Annotated in this window: 3 protein-coding genes; all 3 read left to right on the forward strand. The window is 43.1% G+C overall.

Annotated features, from left to right (window positions below; all coding sequences use genetic code 11):
• Nucleotides 1-669 (forward strand): cation transporting ATPase C-terminal domain-containing protein (locus GMD1S_RS07005; protein WP_000630158.1); only part of this gene is annotated, 669 nt, incomplete at its 5' end.
• Between the two features lie 104 nt (nucleotides 670-773).
• A complete protein-coding gene (locus tag GMD1S_RS07010; RefSeq protein ID WP_000412252.1) occupies nucleotides 774-1184 on the forward strand; it encodes a peptide deformylase in 411 nt (136 codons plus the stop codon).
• Between the two features lie 11 nt (nucleotides 1185-1195).
• The gene (locus tag GMD1S_RS07015) at nucleotides 1196-2791 is read left to right on the forward strand and encodes a hypothetical protein (protein ID WP_000821464.1); all 1596 of its coding nucleotides are present in this window, start codon (nucleotides 1196-1198) and stop codon (nucleotides 2789-2791) included.
• Nucleotides 2792-2873: the final 82 nt, after the last annotated feature.

The following is a 2873-nucleotide window of genomic DNA, read 5'->3' on the forward strand; positions in this document are numbered from 1 at the left end:
AAGGTCTTCTCAAACATTCAAAAGACTATTCAGTACTTACTTTCTGCCAATACTGCTGAAGTATTAACTATCTTCTTATCAACCTTGTTTGGTTGGGACGTCTTGCAGCCAGTTCATCTCTTGTGGATCAACTTGGTAACAGATACCTTCCCAGCTATCGCTCTAGGTGTTGAGCCTGCTGAGCCTGGTGTCATGAACCATAAACCACGTGGACGCAAGGCAAGCTTCTTCTCAGGTGGTGTTTTGAGTTCTATCATTTATCAAGGTGTACTCCAAGCAGCTATTGTTATGAGTGTTTATGGCCTTGCGATTGCTTACCCAGTTCACGTGGGTGACAATCATGCTATTCACGCAGATGCCCTCACTATGGCCTTTGCAACACTTGGTTTGATTCAGCTCTTCCATGCCTACAACGTCAAGTCTGTTTACCAATCCATCTTGACAGTCGGACCATTCAAGTCTAAGACCTTCAACTGGTCTATCTTGGTATCCTTCATCCTCTTGATGGCAACAATCGTTGTAGAACCGCTTGAAGGTATCTTCCACGTAACCAAACTAGACTTGTCTCAATGGGGTATTGTTCTAGCTGGAAGCTTCTCAATGATACTTATCGTCGAAATCGTTAAGTTTGTTCAACGTAAACTTGGTCTTGATAAGAACGCGATTTAAAAAGAAAGTCATCTTCGGATGGCTTTTTTTGCATTTGAGAGAAAGGACTAGGAGTTGCTCCCTTTTGTGCTATAATAAAGTAAAGTAGCAAGGAGTGAAAGAGAATGGAAAAGAAAATTGTCCGAGATGTCTTATTCTTGTCGCAGGTCTCGAAACCTGCAAGTCAGGAAGACCTTTATCTGGCTAAGGATTTGCAGGATACCCTGCTGGCTAATCGCGAGACCTGTGTCGGTCTGGCAGCCAATATGATTGGTGTGCAGAAGCGTGTCATTATCTTTAATCTTGGCTTGGTTCCCATGGTCATGTTTAACCCCATTCTCCTTTCCTATAAAGGACCTTACGAGACAGAGGAAGGTTGTTTGTCTTTGACTGGGGTGCGACCAACAACTCGCTATGAAACGATTACGGTTTCCTATCGTGATAGTAAGTGGGAGGAACAGACCATTACGTTAACAGGTTTTCCAGCTCAGATCTGCCAACATGAACTGGATCATTTGGAAGGACGGATTATTTAGGAGGAACTCAGATGAAACGCATACTTTTTGAACTTGTTTTTATCGCAACGACTTGGTATATCTTTTTGCCGCCACTTAATCTTACTAGTTGGGAATTCATCTTCTTTCTTTGTGGGCATCTGGTGGTGATGGGAATTTTGTTTAGTTTCCGCAAGGATACCAACCTCCTCAAGACAGTTCACCTACGTCATGGCAAGGCTGCCAAAGATCTCAATCTAGAAGGATTCCTTTTTACCAAACTTAGTAGAGGATTGTTTCTGACTGCAGCTATCATTTTTGCCCTTGCTGGTCTGGTAAGCCTAGTAACCTCTAGCTTTTTCCAAGCAAAAAATTATGCTAATGTGGTGTCTATCACAGAAAAAGATTTTAAAGATTTTCCTAAGAGTGATACCAGTAAGGTTCCAATCCTAGATCGGAGCACTGCAGAGAAGATTGGAGATCGTTATCTAGGCTCTCTGACGGATAAGGTCTCCCAGTACGTAGCAGCAGATACTTATACCCAGCTGACGGTTGATGGCAAACCTTATCGAGTAACTCCTTTGGAGTATGCCGACCCGATCAAATGGTTTAATAATCAGTCCAAGGGAATTGGCGAGTATATCAAGGTTGATATGGTGACAGGAAATGCGGAATTGGTGGATTTAAAAACGCCAATGAAGTATTCAGACTCCGAGTATTTTAACCGAGACGTCAAACGTCATCTTCGGATCAAGTACCCAACCAAGATTTTTAAAACGCCCTCCTTTGAGGTGGATGATGAAGGCAATCCTTTCTATGTAGCAACCGTTTATCAAAAGCAGTTTGGTCTAGGAGTACCTCGCCCTTCGTCTGTTATTATCTTAGATGCCACCAATGGAGAAACCAAGGAATACAGCTTGGATGAAGTCCCAGAATGGGTGGATCGTGTCTATCCAGCTGAAGAAACCATCGAGCAAATCAACTACAACGGCAAGTATAAAGACGGCCTCTGGAATGCCTTGATTTCTAAGAAAAACGTTACCCAAACGACAGAAGGCTATAACTATCTTTCTATCGGAAATGACATTTATCTCTACACTGGGGTGACTTCAGCCAACGCTGACGAAAGTAATCTAGGATTTATCCTTGAAAATATGCGCACTGGTGAAATCACCAAGTACAATCTAGCTTCAGCAACCGAAGAATCTGCCCGTGCTTCTGCAGAGGGAGCAGTGCAAGAGAAGGCCTACAAGGCTACCTTCCCTATTCTTGTCAATCTCAATGACAAACCGCTCTATATCATGGGCTTGAAGGACAATGCAGGCTTGGTCAAGGAGTATGCATTGGTCGATGCCGTGGAGTACCAAAACGTCATCGTAGCAACTACGGTAGATGAACTCCTCAGCAAGTATGCCAATAAAAATGACCTCGAGTTGGATAATGAAACGGTAGAAAACATCAAGGGTATCGTCTCAGACCTTAAATCAGCTGTCATCAAGGGTGATACCGTCTACTTCTTTAAAGTTGATGGCAAGATTTATAAGGTCAAGGCTTCCGTGTCAGACGACCTTCCTTACCTCGAAAATGGCCAATCCTTCGAAGGTCAAGTTGGAAAAGATAACTATCTCAAGACCTTTAAAGTACAATAATACTCTTCGAAAATCAAATTCAAACTACGTCAGCGTCGCCTTGCCGTACTCAAGTACAGCCTGCGGCTAGCTTCCTAGTTTG

Origin of the sequence: Streptococcus sp. GMD1S, assembly GCF_000296875.1 — a bacterium.
GTDB lineage: Bacteria > Bacillota > Bacilli > Lactobacillales > Streptococcaceae > Streptococcus.